Consider the following 16794-nt stretch of genomic DNA (forward strand, 5'->3'; position numbering starts at 1 on the left):
GTGCATATATTAGGTTCATTGATAATGGTTTATTATTTGGCCCGTCTTGGAGCGCCATTCGAGGTAGATGAATGCTGTTTAACAGTAAGCATACTTGAACAGCTTGATTTGGCTCTCAAGGTTACCTGAGCTTCATCAATATTAATGCCCCCGCCAAAAGTGAGGCGCATACAATACGAGTAAAAGTCGGTTTGTTTACTATCCCCATTGGCTTCCAGGTTAACGGTTACTTTTTCATCACCGCAGAAATATTTGTTAACGAGGTAATAGTAATTGGTATTAAAATCGGCTCCGTTGGCAATGGCTTGCAAGTGTGCCCGGATATCGTCAATCACTTTACGCTCGCCTTCGCCGGGTGTTACAATGGCGTTAACTGTCGAATCCGGGTTTGTTATCAGCATACGATGATAAACAGGGTGTTTACTTTTATCGGTACTGAGCTTTATAAAGTAGGTTCCGGGGTTATGATAGGTATATAAAGCAGTAGATCCCTTAACGTCAACCCTGCCGGTTTCGCCAAATGACCATTCATATATCCTGGCATTTCCCTGTGCTTCCAGCCTGATCTGTTCATTAACAATACCCTGCGTAGGCCCGTTAATAACCATTAGGGTATCAACAGATTGCACAATGGTATCTTTAACATTTACCGGAAACTGCTGCTTTAAAGTACCGTCAATAGTAATTCGTACAATGTAATCGCCGGGGCGTTTAAATTTATAACTCCCGTTTTGAAGGTTTGATTTATCGCCGTTGCCAAACTCCCATACCCAGCTTTTAGCATTCGCTGTATTGTCTGAGTATACCAGGTTTTCGTTTAAAAATATCTCGTCTTTTAACAGCCGGGCATTAACTGTTCTTTTATCAAATAATGAGCTTTTAAATAAAAAGATCAATGCGGCAATAATGAGTATACCAACTATAATATATAGGAAGGCATAGGTTTGCCTGTTGGTATCCACGGCTCGGCCGCTGTTGTAATCGTCTTTCATTGGTTTAAAGGTTTGTGTTTTTATAGTGATGTGATGTTTTGCGTTTATCTGCTGGATCCAAGGCTTTGCTGCAATTGCCGGGTTGATAGTTTACAATCGTCAAGCAGTTTACTAAGCCGGTTGATGTCGCCGTAATTGCCGGTGAGTTCGCGTTTATCATAAAACAGGTTCTCAAACAATTTTGAAGCATGAATAAAACATTTATACCGGCTATCATACGGGCGGCGGTTATAATACGAACGTATGGCACCTATGGAGTTTCTGATATCGTTTTCCAAAAAAAGTGCCTGTACATTGGGGTTAAACTTTACAATATGCGTATAGGTAGTATCAACCGTAGGTATAGCTTGTGTAACCAGGGTTTCAAACTCATCCTCTTCGGCTATCCGTTTGGAAAACTCATCTTTTGATATAGTTGCACCATCGTCATAGTTATAAAATATGGCCGTACACAATATGGATGATGTTATCAGAAACATTCCTAAAAACAAAAGGAACTTTTCTCTCCGCTCTTTTAAATTGAACTTTAGCATATAATTTAATAATGTGAAAACCGGCCACTAAGCTTGCTGACAGCCGATTTATTTATTTTATTACACGACTCCAATTGCGAACGAAGACTTTCTATCTGGAAACGGGTGGTAAATAACGAATCTTTAATACTGGCTATAGTGGCAATATGATTGCTTAATTTTTTATACAGATCGAAACTTTTAAGCGGATAAGGGTTGTTCTGGAGCTTATCAAGAATATGTTGATTACTCTCCTGAATATCATTAAGCAGGATATTTTGATTGTTTAGTTCCTCTGAATTCATTTTTGAATATTGCGACAACTGTTGCATGCGCATCAGAATCAGCTCGAAATTATTGTTGATATCATTACGGATAGCTACTAACTGGTCGGTTTGCTTCACTTTGGCATTAAGCAATACCATTTCGCGGCTCGAGGTGAAGAAAAAGAAATAAACGGTTACAACGGCAAATGCTAATAGCCCGGTCAGGTAAATTATAAAAATCCTGTAGGCACGATTTAGGTCGGTTATATTGACGGGCTTCATTAAATATATGTAATATTATTGTTAAGAGGCTATAATAATTTTTAATTATTCTGATTAGTTATCACTATAAACCATTCAGGATAAAGGGCGTAATAAAAATATTCTTAACCTTTAAAACATTTCTACAACTATTTTGCAAAAGAAATGTTTATGAAAAAGTGATTTTTTTTATTACTTAGTTATAAATAAAATATTTAATATGCCAAACCCTCTATATTTCAAGCCATTAAGATTCGAAAGCATTGGTTTGGGTCGAGACATGCAAACCCAGGATCTGGGGGGCTCTATTTCACAATATATAGAGTTGATCATTTTTACCAGGTATGGCGAACATCGCTATAACCCCGAGTTTGGATGCGAGATATGGGATATGGATTTTGAGTTGATACAAAGTGAAACTATTTGGGAAGAGAAACTACGGCAATCACTCCTCCGATCCATCAAAAAATTTGAAAAAAGGATATACGACATTGATATTGATGTACACATTAGCGAGATCAATAAATTTTATCCGTTAAGAAATGTAAGTGAAATAAAGAAACGGGTAGAGATTGTTATAAAAGGGAAGCTTAATAAAACCGGCGAGCATTATACTTTCACCACATCATTATTTTTGAGTCCTTTATCTGCATAAAAACCTAAACATGAACAAATTATTTTTCACATCAAAAGAAGAGATAAAGGGCAGGATGCTCCGGAATGCGATGGATTTCTGGAACACCACCAATATTAATGACATTGACCCGCTGGTTAAATTATTGATCGACGCACTCAGTACTGAGCTATTCAACCTTTCCAATGATGTTAAAAATCTGGAGAACCGGGTATTAAATAAAATCTCCAGGATACTTGCTTCAGATTACCTCACCGCTCCGCTCCCTGCCCATGCCCTGCTTAAGGGTATACCGGTTGAAAACACGGAAACTTTGAGCATCAAAAATCATTTCATTTATCGAAAAACAGTTTCGCCCGATGCAGGTAAAACAGCATTGGATCCTTTAGATATTTTTTTTACACCTATCGGCGAAAACAAAGTTTTTAAAGCCGAAATTAAGTACACGTTTAGTGGCAGGCAGCTTTGGGAGCACACGCCGGATATGCAAAAAACGCCGGTTGCCAGTTCATTACCACAATCTTTTACCGAAAATAACACCTTATGGGTAGGAATTGAAACCGACCCGAAACTTAATACACTCCAAAACGCCGGTGTATATTTTGAATGGCCCGGCTATACTACCAATAACGATTTTTATAACCTGTTGCCTGTTACCCGTTTGTACACCGACGAGCAAGAGCTGCATACAACAAGTGGATTAATATATGAAGAGGAAGAAGCAATTGAGAGCAAACCGGTATTTTATGATCAAAACATTATTAACCTAATTACCCGGGATGTAAAATCATACTACCAGACCCGTTTTATATCGCTTACAGACGATAGCTTAAATGATCTTGAACCGCTTAAGAAAAGCTATCCTCTATCATTTGAAAGATGGTTTGAGCCAACGGATCTGAAACGGCTTAAACCTTGTGTATGGATAAAAATGGTTTTCCCGGCAGTGATAAGGCCCGATGTGATCAGCGAATTACAGCTGCACCTGAACTGTTTCCCGGTTATGAGCCGTAAACTGCATGAGCAGAAATTCAGGGTAAAAGAGATGAATAACATTATCCCTATTAAGCCTTCGGCTTATGATCATTTTTTATCGGTTCAAGACCTGCATGACGATCTGGATATCCATTATAATGAAATCCCTTATAGCCAGGCTGATCAAAATTTTGAAGGAAGTTATTCTGTCAGGAACGGTGGAGCCGAACGTTTTGACTCCCGGAATGCACAACAGATCATAGAGTACCTTTTTGAATTGCTCAGGGACGAAAAGGCTGCTTTCGCCGCCTATGGCAACGACTTTTTAAACTCAACATTAAAAACGCTTGAGCAAAACATTTCGCTTATTGAAAAAAAATCAAACCAGGCTAAAGACAATCACGAACTCATCAATTATCTTATTTTAAAACCAGCCAATAAGGCTGGTATGTTATACCTTCAATTTTGGACCACTCTTGCAGACACCGCCAATAATATCAGAAAAGGCTCCAGGTTACAGCAGTTTGAAACAACAAAGCTAAAAGCAGATAATTTACGTTTGATGACTACCTCTATCGGAGGCAGAAATAGCCTTGGGGCCACCGAACGTATACAAGCTTATAAATATGGACTTACTACTAAGGACAGAATTGTTACCCAGGCCGATCTGACTAGTTTTTGTCAATATGAACTGGGTACCAAATTAAAAAGTATCCGTATCAGTAAGGGCGTAAGCATTTCCCCCAATCCAAAAGAAGGCTTTAAAAAAACAACAGACATATACTTAAAACCTCACGAAGAAAGTAAGCTATCGACAAACGAATGGGACACGTTACTAAGTCTGCTACAGTCAAAGCTGGAATCGCGGAGCATCATCAATTATAATTATCGTCTTTTTATTGAAAATTAAAACCATTTAATCACCCAGATACGTGGTATAACCCAGCCTGGCATTATCCTGCTGCGCTCCGATTATTATTTTTTTCGAAGCAGCCGTGGACAGCAAATTAACCTTTACCCCAGTCTGCATTGGTATAAAGTATGATAATAACACATCAATACAAATGGCAGATCGCTCGCCGGGTAAAAAGTCAATCATTTTTGAAGCGCTTAAAGGCCCAACAGCAACGTGCAATTCTTCTTCAGGCTCAATTAACTGCCCTGCTATAAAATCTATTCCCAGAGCAGCTTTGCTCAATGAGGTTTGCATACCTGTCAAATCTTTTTTCCCTGACCTGGTAACCAGTTTATAGCTGAGTGATATGGGCGTTTTGAACAGCATAGTTAGTATTTTGCCTATAAAAACAAGATTATTGCGCTGCTCATGTATAACGGGTAAAACATGTATTAAAATAAGCATTTGCTTATTGGTAAAACAGCTAAACTCTTTCCATTCCTTTAAAAATATGTTAATCAGATCGTCGTACTCATTTTTCTTGTCAAGACGATTCTCATAAAGCTCGAGGATCATTTTCAGGTGATTAACCTCTGCTTCAAATGGTGCAAAAAACCGACGCGTCTGTTTCTCCTCATCTCTCCTGTCCACAATATCCTTAACCATCTCTTCTTCGGTAATCATTAAACTAGAAGCAGGAGGCTTATGGAAGAGGCCTTCAGGCAACATATCATACAAGCCATCGCGGTTTACCTGAACCTGAAGTATCTTTTTGTTGGTAATATCGGTTTGGCTTACAGTAATACCCGCAATTTCTTTTGCAAATGCACGCTGTTGAGGGCCAACCGGTAATATCACAATACCATCAGCGTCAACCAATTCATTCTCAACAATTTCCGCAGCAATAACCGTTGCTTTAAAATCTGTATCGATAAGATTAGGGTTTTTGATCTTCATTTTTCAATATTTTTACTAATAATATTTAAAACAATAACCACAATTATTGGTAATTGATTAGACTTATGTCAAATTTATTTTTTTGATCCCGTTATAGACCTGAACATACAATTATATCATGGACGTTAAATCATTTTTTATACGTTATCTTATCTTCCCTCTCATCTTCGTGATTGCTGCGGCAATTATGACCATAATTAACAAAAAGAATAAACTCCTAAGCAATAAACGCCTCATAGTTATTATTCTGTTAACCGCTGTTATTTTAGGAATTCCTGGCTTATTGGGTTTTCTTGACCTGCAGTTTATGCCTTGGGGCTACTTGTTTTGCCAGCTTATTTACTTAGCCCTAGGCTCTGTTTACGTATGGCTGGCAGGTAAATATCAGGAGAATGAGCTACTCAACAAAAAGGGATTCTTTATTTTTTGCACGCTGATATCCTGCCTGTTGGGTGTATATCTTTTTAAACTGGGGTTTGATTGGCTAAATAACCTGCGGTATGGTTTGTGGGCTGCCACCAGTATATTCATATTTTTATTACCCCCCATTTTCTGGTGGGCATATATTGCTTTTATGAGTATCCCTCTGGAAATATACAAAGTATGGCAGTACCCCCGTACTCCCGAGGATATCAGTATGGAGCACCTCAATTTTGATAAACTGATGGTGCTGGAGCTTGATCTGTATAAAAATACCGATGATCCCGAGCCCTTGAAGGTTAAGGCCAAAGCGCCACCAAATATGAATTTTGGTCAATGGTTCCAGAAGTTTATAGATGATTATAATTTAAAATTTCCCAATGCACCGGTACAGTACAAAGTCAATAAAACCGACAGCTATAGATGGATATTTTATGTTAAACCATCTTTTTGGAAACGGAGGCAATTTATTGATCCCGACCTGAACATTGTAGAGAATAAGATCACGGAAGCAAACACAATATATGCCAAACGTGTTTCTGAGATTATAAGCGAGCCCGAACGCACCGGCGATCAGGCAGTTTACCTATAATATTATAAAAACAACTACCTATTAAAACATGATATGCTTAGTCCGTTAAAAAACAAGCCCGTAAACTGGATAGATGGAATGAAAATTTCCAGCGATCATTTTATCAGCACAGATAATTTTGTACATGATATTGTCAGGGATTCTAATTCCCTGCCACTCAATAACCACAACTTTGGTTTATTACCTCCTGTTGTTAACGAGTCTGTCGCACTGGATATACAGATCACAGAAAGGGCTTCAAATCAGGTACAGATTAAAATAAACCATTGTAATGCTGTAACAGCTGATGGTCATCGCATTGATATATCGCGAACCGGCCCTGAATTACTGTTTACCCATTACTTTGGCCAGGATAACACCACAGAAAACTCAGAAACCTATTACGTACTGCTTACTGTTAATCCGTTTGAACGCGTGGCGAGCGGCAATCCCGACCCTGAAGAGATTCCTTTAAGATATCCCGAAGTTGATAAGCAGTATAATATCACCATTATACCCGCATCGCAAATAAACGTTCGAAGTTCACATTTTTTGGAGGTGGGTAAATTCATTAAAAATGGTAATAATCTGCAAACAGATATCAGTTTTATACCTCCGTGCACATCTGTATTAAGTCATCCGGAACTGGTTAAATATTATGAAAGCTTCAGTAATCAGCTGAATAATCTGCAACTGCTATCGTTCCGTATTCTGGATAAAATAACTTCTAAGGAATCTGTTTCGACCATTGGCAAAAACGTAAAAATATTGTGCGAAAAGATGCTGGAGTATATTGCCCGTATCTATTTTTCTTATCGTAACATAGTTTACCAACAACCGCCGGTATATCTGGTATCCTGTTTTTCGGAAATGGCGCATATATTTTTCAGCACCGTAAAAAGCATACCCGGCGCCGAGCGTGAAGAGCTGCTTAAATATTTTTATGAATGGAAGGACGTTACTCCCGGCAACTTTGAGGAGCTGCTTGCACGCCTCATAGAGGTTGTTTATAATCATCATGACATTAGCGCATCTATGATAACCGTTGATGAGTTTCTGCGTGTAATAGTAGCTTTGTGGAATAAACTGAGCTCGCTGGAATATATTGGTCAGCGTAAAGAGAACATAGTGGTTGCTGAACAACAAGTGATACAAACCGTACAATCCAAACGCACCTGGACACTGCTTGATTAAGCAGTTAAAATGATTAACTCATATCAAACGGCCCCCTTAACAAGCGGGTCGTTTTGTTATAAAAGTGGGTTTACATGGTTTACACAATTCATGGTTAACATTGGTATATTTAATTGACAATCAGACAATTGCATAAGTTTATCGCAAAATAATGTAAACCCATTATTTTGTCAAGTTTAGGCCCCTCCATGTCATTTCGGCGAACAGCAACGGACAATGTGGAGGTGTGAGTAGAGACTCTCTCTTTGTTGATATAATACATTATTTGCCTTTTACTTTCTTTGAAAACTGATCCTGCAGATAGTTGATTTGCGAGTCGTATCCCTTCTCATCTATAAAAGCATCGGGGTTATAACCAGCTCCGGGTTTGTGCTTGCGTTGAAGCTCAAACTGACTAGCATGTGATGCTAACCAAATATCAAATGATAGTTTTTTCATTGCATTCAATGTATAGGCATAGTCGTGCGTAATATTAGGATAGGCAGGTATATCAGAGAAACTTTTATCTGTAACAATGGTTGGCATATTAGCTATCAATACCCGGTATGATCGCTTTTGATCTTTTACATCAAATAAAAAGCTGCAGGAACCTTTAGTATGCCCCGGGTGATGAAGCATAACTAAGCGCATGTTCCCTAACTTTATAGTATCGCCATTATTTAATACCCGGTCAACCTTTACCGGGGCATAGGTGCTTACATCGCCACTTAATGAATAATCAGAGCGGCCTCCATCAGTTACCACTCCCACATCGCCCGCGTCTACCATCATTTTAGCACCAGTCATTTTTTTTATAGCTGCCATGGCGCCCATATGATCAAAATGTGCCTGGGTAGTTAAAAGTATCTTGATATCCTTAAACTTAAACCCCAATGCTTCCATATTGGATTTTATAACAGGTGCCGAATCTTCAAGACCTGTATTGATGAGTATATTGCCCTGAGGAGTGGTAATAAGGTAGCAAGCCAAATCATAAGTACCCACGTAATAAAGATTACCTGCTATTTGAAACGGCGGATAAGGCTTGGACCAATTGGGATCGGTGCTTGCCGGCTGAACTACTTTTTGAGCAAATACTCCTAAGCTCAAACATATAAAACTGATTAATAGCGGGATCCTTTTAAGTTGTTGTACAAGCATATACCGATAAATGAGTGCTAAATATACAGGTTGTTCCCAGAAGTTAAAACACGGTTCCAGCTATTCCCTTTTATATGGTATATTTAACAGGGATCATACACTAAACAAAAATGATTGCATTATTTGATGAAAAGTTACTTACGATAAAGCGCTTCGAGCCAAAAACCATTTTGGTGAACGAAGGAAGTATTCCGAACGAGATGTTCTTTATTATTAAGGGCTGTATCAGGGCCTGGTACAATGCCGACGGGCAGGATATCACCTTACAGTTTTTTTTTGAAGGCGACCCCGCTACATCACTGGAAAGCTTTTTGAAAAATACCCCAAGCACCATAAATATCGAGACCCTGGAAGAATGCGAGGTTGGAATTTTGAAAAAGGCCGATTTTTCAGATCTCCTAAAAACCGACCCGAAGATCAGGGAATTGTTTTATGAAACAGCCATTGATAAACTGTTTATATACAGCAACAGATTGCTTTCTTTATTAAAGGATAAGCCCTTCCTTCGATATCAGCAATTGTTAGCCGAAAACCCGGGTATCTTTCAAAGAATCCCACAACATTATATTGCCTCGTATCTGGGCGTCACACCGGTTTCATTAAGCCGAATAAGAAACAGGAAATGATCCGTTCTTAACAATTGTTATCGTTGCACTCATTCCTTATTCCTGAAATTTGTTGTTACAAATTATAAGATATGAAAGCGTTAACATTTTTAAAGATCATCACCGTTTTAAACGTATTGATTTCAACAGGTTTTTCGGTAGCAGGAATATTCAATCCATTTTCAATTTTACCAGCCCATATAACTACCGATAAAGCAATAGCCATCACAACCCTTTACGCGGGCGCACGAACTATCCCAATAGCGACCCTGGCCATTATTTCCATATTCGGCAAACAATGGGATGCTTTTATTACCCTTGCGGTGCTGGCTGGCATCATACAATTTCTTGATGGTTTTATAGGCATTTACCAGCACGATGTATCTAAAGCTGCTGGTCCGTTTTTCATCGCAACGGTACAGTTTGTTGCCATTTACCTGGCAGGCAGGCGCAATGATTAAATTAACTATTAAAAAACACACTTTAAGCCAAACCCGACTCTTTTATCGTTGCTTTGCATTGTGAGGCAAGTTGAGCGAGTGTTATGGTGCGGTGATAACACCACAGATGTTCGGAAGAATCAACATAAGTACTAGATATCAGATTTGGCTAAAGCCAATAGCGATTTACTTGTAATCTGTTGGTTAAAACCAACGGCAATAAATGGTAAATCAATAAGTTTTCCATTCATTGCCGTCCCATTTATGGGACGGATAATAGAAGTATTTGATGGCTTTAGCCAAAATAAGAATCTTCCGAACACTTATGGTGATGACACCAAACATAGGCAGAATGAGCGCTACATATAACTGTTGTTATGGATACGGTAATCTTCTGATCCTTATAAATTTCTTTAAATGACTTAGAGCAGTTTGTTCACTAAATCCTGAAAACCAGGGCGGGTTGATACATGTTGGTTTGTACAGTTATCTCTTAAGACTGCTAATTTCAATAAAGACTCATCCGTATCAGCCTCTTTACATAAACTTAGCAGGTCATCCAGTAAATGACCATAGGCGCTTACTTCTAACCGTTCCAGTGCATAGGCCATTTCGGTATCAGACCTGTCATAAAAACCCGCAGCGCCAAAATCGCCGAAGAGCGTATTTCCCTCCTCATCTATCAATGTATTGTGGGCATAAAGATCGCCATGCATCACACCATTATAATGCAACTGTGCTGCCAAAGATGCTATGGTTGAAGCAATTTTCATCACCTGCTGCGCAGAAAGACTCATGCCCTCCTTAAAAACATCCCGGGTACAAGTGGCAAAGCTAGGCGGGTTACCCAAATTAAAAAAACGTTCTGGTATCAGCTCCATTACCAATCCTTCTTTCCCTTCCGGATGCGCCAATATCTGCCCGAGTAATTTTACCAGTCCATAGTGGTTACCCGCGGCTATATAGGTGAACATCTCGTCTTCAGGAAGCCCATCGCTGGTTACTGCGCCTTTAAATATCTTGATGGCCACTTCCCTTTCTTCATCACTATTGCGCCAGCGAGCTTTGGAAATAATGCCCGACGCACCTTCGCCAAGCCGGTGACTCACTTCCAGTTCCTGGTGATCAATCAAAGAAATAGCGGCTATAGTGGGCTTTACGTTAAACGGATTACCAGAAAATGCCAGCCAGGAAAGCTTAGGCATACTCAACAACCATTGCGGAAACCGACTTAACCTATTGGCAGAGATACGCAAAAGCGACAACTGGCGACAATTTTCAAGTTCAACAGGCAACTCCTTTAATCTGTTACCGGCAAGCATCAGCTTTTGCATACGGCTGCAACTCCCTATTTGAGCGGGTAGTTCTGTTATCTTATTGTTTGTTAGTATCAGCCAGCGAATATTTGGATTAAGCGCTTTAGCGGGTACTTTTTCTATCCTGTTTGATTTAAAACCAACAATATCCAACAGAGGACAATCAGCCAGTACCTCTGACAAAACGGTAAACAAATTTTCCGAACAAAATAAAATCTTCAGCTTTTTTAACCGGCCAAAATCCGCAGGTAATTCACTTAAAGCATTGCCAGAAAGATCAAGCATCTCCAGCGTATCCGCCAATTCGAATATTTCCTGCGGAAAGTGCGAAAGCCCTTCGGTAAGCTTTAATGAAACTGCGCCTTTAAGCTCTCCGTTCTTTAGTTGTTCAAGTGTTTGCATGAGCGTATAGAGATCAAGTACCCGGCCGAAATTATTGATCTCTCGCCGAAATTCATTTATATCGCAAAAGTAACTGTTTCGGCCAATTTTGTTAGCTAAAACAGCATGCAGATGCAATTCGTCTCTTTTATCATTCGCTATATTTTTCCCTCTAGCGCAAAAAAGCCTGTAATTATGGTCAATCACTGGCTTTAAATGTGGTCCTATCCGGACTAAAAGCAGATCGGCGAATTAGCAAATAGGTCAAGAAAATTGTTTATTCTTATCAATAGGAGGATTGTATAAGGGGTCTAAACCTGATAAAATACCTGGAAAAAAGAAAAGCCTCTAACAGAGGCTTAAACTACGCAACATCAAAGGCTTATTAGGAATCGAACGAAAGTGACAAATTTCAAAATAGGACAAGATTTTTGTGTCTTTTTATTTAAAGGGGGAAACTATAGGGGAAACTTTCGTCAATATACCAACGAATTTACTGTCTTAGCTCAATATAATTCCCCTACCTATAATCATTCAAATGACGTTCAATTAGGTATATCAAAAGAGGTCATTTGAGTTCAAATAGTGTCAATTTCGCTCAAATAAATTTCCCTATAGCCTTCAAATCGGCCCATTAAAGAATCAGCATTAAAATAATAATGCATATTATTTTGGTACTTGGAGTACGGCGTTTCAAATGTAAACGTTGTACCAATTTTACCCGTCATTACCCATATTCGCTTGAAGGGAGATCTTTTATATATGATTCACCTATAGTTCTGTGTAACTACTCAATTTTTGGCCAATGCTATAAATAACCTATTGTTGTTTTATGAACTCCGGCCTTTTAAAAATTATGAAGGCATTATCGCTTTGCTTTTGTGATATACTTTTGTTAATATAAAGTGTGACAATGAATTTTTCCTTAACCCAATTATAGGCGCTTGGATCTACTGGTTCAATACCTTGTTTAATTCCGAAATAGCTTGCGTTATCAAATATTCCATACTTGTCCTTTAAGAAATTTAATAAAACAGGAGTGTATTTTAAAGAAAAGAAAATACAATCAATCAATTTGAAGTCATCTACAGTAAAGCCAACCTTTTCTATAATTAGATTCTTTTCATAAAGTTGTTTATTATTAATCGTAAGTTGGCATGTAACTGTAAATGGATCAAAATCATCTGAACCATTCGTTTTCCTTATGTTCAAATCATGTTTTAATAAACTATCAATTGATTGGCCTAAGTGTAATTGATTGCTCCTGAAATTTACAGTAACAGCATCAAATACTTGCGCCTTTGATTGGGTAGTACAAGCTAAAAGAAACAAGCACACTATAAAATTTCTCATAGGAATGAGGTAGAAAAAAAAGCATTAAACACCGTCATCTTTGCCAGCTCGGCTTTATTTCCATAATAATCTAAAACTCCAACACCGTTTGATGTTATATTATCAATTGTTATGAGAGCATCTGATGGTGGTAATTCCAGATATCCATCAAAAGCTTCTTCTACTCGAGCTTTAATAAAAGAATAATTTTCAAGTTCTGAATCTAATAAACAAATCAGGTAATTATTTACCTGACTTGTTATAAAATGATTGACGTATTATAGAAATTGACTATCTTTTCATAAAAAGGCCACTATTTTCACCGTTAAGGAGAATATAAAAGCTCATTAGCAGGAATGTTAGATATCCTCAATAATTTTGTATTTTGATTATACTCCTCGAAATGTCGCATTAAAGAAATATCATATTTATTCTTTTCCCAAAGTAGCATATCAAAATCACCCAAATTATAATCCTTTTCCGAAACATTCCAAGGCATTCCCAATAAATCTATTAAGCCATTGATATCGCTCATTGAATCCATTTCAATAAGTATGTATAAACAGAATTGATCATTGTTTTTTAAATAACCGTACATCTGCATTATTGGTTTATTAAATAAACTATATAACCTTTGAGGATATTTAAGTCTTAAATTAATCTTATAATGACCAATTGTGTGTTTTAACGCATCTTCCTGATCGATTTTAAAAGAAATAAAATCACTTTTTATTAATTCTTTCAGGTAACCCTCCTTTAAAAATATATTATTCACCTCAATAGTTGATGATAAATTCATTTGTGAATATGAATGTTTAAATATCATGAAAAATATTAATGTAAAAATAACCTTTTCCATTAATTACAACTGAAAGGGAAAAACGAGCTTCGTTGTTCATCTTTGAAGATAATTTGATTACTTCCACTTCCTGTAGCTCCAGCTGTTCCCCGTTGTGTGGCCATACCGATTTGAAGCTGTGTTTTAAAATAGCTTATAACAGTTGCATCGCTTGGACTATAGGGACTATTCCTGAATTCCATGTAAGTTAACAATTTTACAGATTCTGTTATTTTTGCAGCTACAACCGCCGCTTGACTCGCAGAAAGTGTAGTGATGGAGCCATTACTATTTTGATATTGAGTTGGCAAACCAAAAACAACGGAAGGTACATATAATTCACGAACAGCACTGCCCCCACCAATCCAAACCCATTTTAATCTAATATTTCGTACACCTGCTTCTTGCCAATTAGCGGTGGAGGTTTTAGTAAAAGCGAAAGAACTACAATCAGTTGATACTGGTTTTCCATTACCATCTGTATCCTCAGTAGATGGCGTTGGATTCGGGGCTGGATCAGGTGCTGATGGACCGCCAGTTCCTCCTCCCGATCCTCCACCGCTCGGTGGAGGGTTAGTAGGAGGATTGGGTGGAAATCCACCGCCGCCGCCCGGATTACCGCCTGTCGGAGTTCCTGAAATAACTACCTCAGAAAGCGTGCCACCAAAGCCACTGCCGCTTGCAAGGCCGCTACCACTGGCATCCTGAACTCTTAGTCTTCCATCCGGGGTATATAAATAAGTGATTTCTTGATATACTGCAATTCCATTCGCATCTAAGCTATATTTACTTAGATAAATATCCTTGCTGTGGGTTGATTTTGCAATGGTTATATCATTCTGTTTAATGTTTCCGTTTTCGTATACAGCTCCTTCAGTCCATCTGAAGTTTAAATCACACTGTATAATCGCTCCATTGAAACCTACAATGGTGTTACTATGGAAGTTTTTAATCAGATTATCTAGTTCATGGTCGACGGGGTAATTAAAACCAACAAATTCTATAATTTTGCCATCGGTGATCTGGTTATTATTAGCTTCAAATACATATAATCGTCTTATATTTATTGATCTGTTGCTCACATGATCTTCAATCGTCGGCACAGCAATAAATTTAGTGCCGGGCTTAGAATCAATAGTCCAGGAATCCTTCCATTGAGGCTTTAGGGTAACAAAATTTTCGGTCTTTTGGTTAATAGCTGCACTTTGGGCAACTATTTTTTCATTCCAAATCTTTGCAGATTCTAAAAGATCTGCTGAAACGTTAGGGTGGTCATTTACTACTAAATTATTGATCTCTTTTCGACAAGCAAAAATCAATAAACATAAGCTGAAAAGAACGGTGATAAAGGATAAGGTTCGCTTTTTCATCTAAGATTGCGTTAAATTTTTAATTAATTACAGGATATGCAGGTGTTATTGTTTTGAGAATGCCGTTATCGACATAATGAGTAGCAGGAGTAATAAAATTTCATAAGATGCAGGTTATTGGTTATGACTAAGTTATAGTTTATTTTATTAAGTACAAATATTAAAAAAATTAATATCTAATATTAGGATTAAACAATTCGTTGTTTTGCCCCTGCCCTAAAAAGAAATCATTTAATCGCATTGAATCTAGATTATAAAATCTAATCGCAACGATTAAATTAGTAATGATAACAATCAACAATAAGATTATTCCTATCCGTTCCTTGTTTAAATATTTGCTCATTTTTTTTGATTTGTTTTATTTTTAAGGTTTTTTGTAATCGCTTCTATGCTCCATTACTGTTTTGATTTTCCTTTTTAATGTAATCGAATTTTCCCATACGAATGAATGATTATGAGTGTAGAAAGCAAAAAAACAGGTATAAATAACCGACATTCCCAAAACATAGCTCCTAAAGGATAATATCGAATTAGCTTTAACAATTATAGATGCTAATATAAAATAAATGCCAATGGACGACAGATAAGCATACCTATCGGCTATAGCCGAATATCTTGCCAGAGAAAATAGATTGCTTACGACTAGTATGTGTATCAAAAAAAATAAAGCACCAAAAAACATCCATTTTCTTAATAGAAAGCGTTTCAAACAAAACAATGCCACAGGGATGAAAAACGGATATACCCAAAGCCACATAGGGGATTTTTCTCCTATTTGAAAAGGATATGGATAGACATATGATAAATTTACCGGGATAAATATTTTGGTAAAATATTCAGAAATGGTGTAAAAAAATAAAAACATTCTGTCGGTAATCGGATAAAATTTTCCGCCCCCGAATACAACCATACCCTGTGATTGCAAACTAGCCAATGCGAAAAGTAAAGATAATACCACAAAGGGCAGCTTTTCATACCAGACAATACCTTCCTTGAAATCCCGTTTGTATGCAAAATCAATTAGCAGCATACATACCGGCATAGTCACAGCCTGTTCTTTTGCTCCAAAGGATATTATAAAACCAATAATAACCAGATAGAAGTAAATGTTTTTCTTCGTATTGATATATTTAATGTAGCTGATCAACGACATCAGATAAAACATAGCATATAAGAGTACTTTTGATGCAGAAACCCATGCAACAGGCTCCAGGTTTACCGGTGCACATGCAAAAAAAATAGTTGTAAAAAACGCAACTTGTGCATTTTTTATTGCAGTATATGAAAACAAGGCCATACTGATTTTACCAACAAATTTGTAAACAAGTGCGGCGTTTATTAAATGTATAACAAACCCACCAATGTGGTAATAAATTGGATTATAATCAAAAATTTCAAAGATTAAGGAATAATATAATTGATTTACCGGGGCATATTGGCCATGATAGAATTCTGTTATTATAGCATTTAAGTTTTTTCTGGCTAGTCCATCTTCAGTATAATGATTAGTTACGAAAGTTTGATCATCCCATCCTATAACAAAGCTGAAGTTATGAACCGGCCAAAATATCGCCATTAAAAGGATGGTGATAACCAGTAAATGAAGCCAGTTAAAATGCTTTGTGTATAACTCAAAAAATTTAGAAGAGTAAGCCATTAACGGTGAAAGGTTTATAATATGAAGTTAGTTTTTTT

The 16794-nt window shown here is 37.4% G+C and carries 16 protein-coding genes; 6 read left to right on the plus strand and 10 right to left on the minus strand.

Annotation, left to right across the window (positions count from 1 at the left end):
• Positions 1 to 32: 32 nt before the first annotated feature.
• From BW976_RS21930 to BW976_RS21940, 3 genes are read right to left on the minus strand one after another with little or no spacing between them, the layout of a single operon-like run.
• The gene (locus BW976_RS21930; RefSeq protein WP_076376530.1) at positions 33 to 992 is read right to left on the minus strand and encodes a PKD domain-containing protein; all 960 of its coding nucleotides are present in this window, start codon (positions 990 to 992) and stop codon (positions 33 to 35) included.
• Between the two features lie 44 nt (positions 993 to 1036).
• Entirely contained in the window at positions 1037 to 1525 is a 489-nt protein-coding gene (locus BW976_RS21935; protein ID WP_076376532.1) for a type VI secretion system transmembrane protein TssO, read from the minus strand.
• Positions 1526 to 1530: 5 nt separating this feature from the next.
• Positions 1531 to 2052, minus strand: coding sequence for a hypothetical protein (locus BW976_RS21940; RefSeq protein ID WP_076376534.1), 522 nt, complete (start codon positions 2050 to 2052; stop codon positions 1531 to 1533).
• 199 nt (positions 2053 to 2251) lie between these two features.
• Between BW976_RS21940 and BW976_RS21945 the strand changes: the two genes are divergently transcribed.
• The gene (locus BW976_RS21945; protein ID WP_076376536.1) at positions 2252 to 2686 is read left to right on the plus strand and encodes a GPW/gp25 family protein; all 435 of its coding nucleotides are present in this window, start codon (positions 2252 to 2254) and stop codon (positions 2684 to 2686) included.
• Positions 2687 to 2696: 10 nt separating this feature from the next.
• Entirely contained in the window at positions 2697 to 4550 is a 1854-nt protein-coding gene (locus BW976_RS21950) for a type VI secretion system baseplate subunit TssF (protein WP_076376538.1), read from the plus strand.
• Positions 4551 to 4556: 6 nt separating this feature from the next.
• On the opposite strand, the gene BW976_RS21955 is transcribed toward BW976_RS21950, so the two are convergent.
• Positions 4557 to 5492, minus strand: coding sequence for a type VI secretion system baseplate subunit TssG (locus tag BW976_RS21955; RefSeq protein ID WP_076376540.1), 936 nt, complete (start codon positions 5490 to 5492; stop codon positions 4557 to 4559).
• Positions 5493 to 5610: 118 nt separating this feature from the next.
• On the opposite strand from BW976_RS21955, the gene BW976_RS21960 reads away from it, so the two are divergent.
• The gene (locus BW976_RS21960; protein ID WP_076376542.1) at positions 5611 to 6504 is read left to right on the plus strand and encodes a TssN family type VI secretion system protein; all 894 of its coding nucleotides are present in this window, start codon (positions 5611 to 5613) and stop codon (positions 6502 to 6504) included.
• Between the two features lie 33 nt (positions 6505 to 6537).
• Entirely contained in the window at positions 6538 to 7677 is a 1140-nt protein-coding gene (locus BW976_RS21965; RefSeq protein ID WP_076376544.1) for a hypothetical protein, read from the plus strand.
• Positions 7678 to 7938: 261 nt separating this feature from the next.
• On the opposite strand, the gene bla is transcribed toward BW976_RS21965, so the two are convergent.
• Positions 7939 to 8817 (minus strand): subclass B3 metallo-beta-lactamase, encoded by an 879-nt coding sequence (gene bla, locus BW976_RS21970; protein WP_076376546.1) that lies wholly within the window; start codon positions 8815 to 8817, stop codon positions 7939 to 7941.
• Between the two features lie 110 nt (positions 8818 to 8927).
• Between bla and BW976_RS21975 the strand changes: the two genes are divergently transcribed.
• On the plus strand, positions 8928 to 9443 hold the full coding sequence (locus tag BW976_RS21975) for a Crp/Fnr family transcriptional regulator (RefSeq protein WP_076376548.1): 516 nt from the start codon (positions 8928 to 8930) through the stop codon (positions 9441 to 9443).
• Positions 9444 to 9514: 71 nt separating this feature from the next.
• Complete coding sequence (locus tag BW976_RS21980) at positions 9515 to 9883, plus strand: hypothetical protein (RefSeq protein ID WP_076376550.1); 369 nt, start codon at positions 9515 to 9517, stop codon at positions 9881 to 9883.
• Positions 9884 to 10284: 401 nt separating this feature from the next.
• Here BW976_RS21980 and BW976_RS21985 read toward each other — a convergent pair whose 3' ends face one another.
• The 5 genes from BW976_RS21985 to BW976_RS22005 form a co-directional block, all read right to left on the minus strand.
• A complete protein-coding gene (locus tag BW976_RS21985; protein ID WP_076376730.1) occupies positions 10285 to 11580 on the minus strand; it encodes a leucine-rich repeat-containing protein kinase family protein in 1296 nt (431 codons plus the stop codon).
• 798 nt (positions 11581 to 12378) lie between these two features.
• On the minus strand, positions 12379 to 12912 hold the full coding sequence (locus BW976_RS21990) for a hypothetical protein (RefSeq protein WP_076376552.1): 534 nt from the start codon (positions 12910 to 12912) through the stop codon (positions 12379 to 12381).
• 304 nt (positions 12913 to 13216) lie between these two features.
• Positions 13217 to 13690: a hypothetical protein gene (locus tag BW976_RS21995; protein ID WP_139332381.1), complete on the minus strand. Its 474-nt coding sequence runs from the start codon at positions 13688 to 13690 to the stop codon at positions 13217 to 13219.
• A gap of 59 nt (positions 13691 to 13749) precedes the next feature.
• Positions 13750 to 15099 carry a hypothetical protein gene (locus BW976_RS22000; protein WP_076376556.1) on the minus strand — a complete coding sequence of 450 codons (1350 nt, stop codon included), beginning with the start codon at positions 15097 to 15099 and terminating at the stop codon, positions 13750 to 13752.
• Between the two features lie 364 nt (positions 15100 to 15463).
• The gene (locus BW976_RS22005; protein ID WP_076376558.1) at positions 15464 to 16756 is read right to left on the minus strand and encodes a hypothetical protein; all 1293 of its coding nucleotides are present in this window, start codon (positions 16754 to 16756) and stop codon (positions 15464 to 15466) included.
• Positions 16757 to 16794: the final 38 nt, after the last annotated feature.

This window comes from Mucilaginibacter lappiensis (assembly GCF_900155965.1).
Classification (GTDB): Bacteria; Bacteroidota; Bacteroidia; order Sphingobacteriales; family Sphingobacteriaceae; genus Mucilaginibacter; species Mucilaginibacter lappiensis.

Bases quoted from the DNA above. Each gene is read 5' to 3' on its own strand.
- BW976_RS21930 (WP_076376530.1), bottom strand. From the start codon at position 992: ATGAAAGACGATTACAACAGCGGCCGAGCCGTGGATACCAACAGGCAA.
- BW976_RS21935 (WP_076376532.1), bottom strand. From the start codon at position 1,525: ATGCTAAAGTTCAATTTAAAAGAGCGGAGAGAAAAGTTCCTTTTGTTT.
- BW976_RS21940 (WP_076376534.1), bottom strand. From the start codon at position 2,052: ATGAAGCCCGTCAATATAACCGACCTAAATCGTGCCTACAGGATTTTT.
- BW976_RS21945 (WP_076376536.1), top strand. From the start codon at position 2,252: ATGCCAAACCCTCTATATTTCAAGCCATTAAGATTCGAAAGCATTGGT.
- BW976_RS21950 (WP_076376538.1), top strand. From the start codon at position 2,697: ATGAACAAATTATTTTTCACATCAAAAGAAGAGATAAAGGGCAGGATG.
- BW976_RS21955 (WP_076376540.1), bottom strand. From the start codon at position 5,492: ATGAAGATCAAAAACCCTAATCTTATCGATACAGATTTTAAAGCAACG.
- BW976_RS21960 (WP_076376542.1), top strand. From the start codon at position 5,611: ATGGACGTTAAATCATTTTTTATACGTTATCTTATCTTCCCTCTCATC.
- BW976_RS21965 (WP_076376544.1), top strand. From the start codon at position 6,538: ATGCTTAGTCCGTTAAAAAACAAGCCCGTAAACTGGATAGATGGAATG.
- bla (WP_076376546.1), bottom strand. From the start codon at position 8,817: ATGCTTGTACAACAACTTAAAAGGATCCCGCTATTAATCAGTTTTATA.
- BW976_RS21975 (WP_076376548.1), top strand. From the start codon at position 8,928: ATGATTGCATTATTTGATGAAAAGTTACTTACGATAAAGCGCTTCGAG.
- BW976_RS21980 (WP_076376550.1), top strand. From the start codon at position 9,515: ATGAAAGCGTTAACATTTTTAAAGATCATCACCGTTTTAAACGTATTG.
- BW976_RS21985 (WP_076376730.1), bottom strand. From the start codon at position 11,580: ATGCAAACACTTGAACAACTAAAGAACGGAGAGCTTAAAGGCGCAGTT.
- BW976_RS21990 (WP_076376552.1), bottom strand. From the start codon at position 12,912: ATGAGAAATTTTATAGTGTGCTTGTTTCTTTTAGCTTGTACTACCCAA.
- BW976_RS21995 (WP_139332381.1), bottom strand. From the start codon at position 13,690: ATGAATTTATCATCAACTATTGAGGTGAATAATATATTTTTAAAGGAG.
- BW976_RS22000 (WP_076376556.1), bottom strand. From the start codon at position 15,099: ATGAAAAAGCGAACCTTATCCTTTATCACCGTTCTTTTCAGCTTATGT.
- BW976_RS22005 (WP_076376558.1), bottom strand. From the start codon at position 16,756: ATGGCTTACTCTTCTAAATTTTTTGAGTTATACACAAAGCATTTTAAC.